This window comes from Micromonospora fiedleri (genome assembly GCF_016774385.1).
Taxonomy (GTDB): domain Bacteria; phylum Actinomycetota; class Actinomycetes; order Mycobacteriales; family Micromonosporaceae; genus Micromonospora; species Micromonospora gifhornensis.
The window spans coordinates 1-457 of sequence record NZ_JAETXL010000082.1 but is presented as its reverse complement, the minus strand read 5'-3'; the positions used below and the strand labels follow the sequence as shown (position 1 = coordinate 457).

Below are 457 nucleotides of genomic sequence, written 5' to 3'. Positions count from 1 at the left end.
CGGGACGTACCTGACCGGTCAGACGGGGACGAGCCGGCGGAGCAGCCGGATCAGCCGCCCCCGCCGACTCCACCGCGGCAAGCATCGGCCGCACCGGCTGGTCGGCCTGCGCCGACACCTGCGTCGTCGGCTCGTCAGGCAGCGCCGCTGCCTGGTCCACGGATTCGGCGGCATTCGTCGGCTCGGCGGCCTGCGGGAGCCGGTCGGTCGGTTGGGTGGCCGTGGTGTCCGGTGACGGCTCGACTGGTGGGGGAGCAGGGGACCCGACGGCCGGCGACGGGTCGGTCTGCTCCGTCTCGATGTCAGGTCGGGACGTCAGCGTGAGGCTGAGCCGGGCCGACGACGGGACGAGCAGACCGGTCGGGGTGGTCCGTAGTGCCGGGAGACCGCCGGAGGAAGGCGGGAGGTACGCGTGACACGCGGCGCGCCGCGCCACGTGGTCGAGTGGCCGTAGAGC

Annotated in this window: 1 pseudogene; it reads right to left on the bottom strand. The window is 74.4% G+C overall.

The features are described 5' to 3' along the window. Positions 1–436 (bottom strand): annotated as a pseudogene (locus tag JMF97_RS30730) (hypothetical protein); the annotation flags it as partial. Positions 437–457 lie beyond the last annotated feature (21 nt).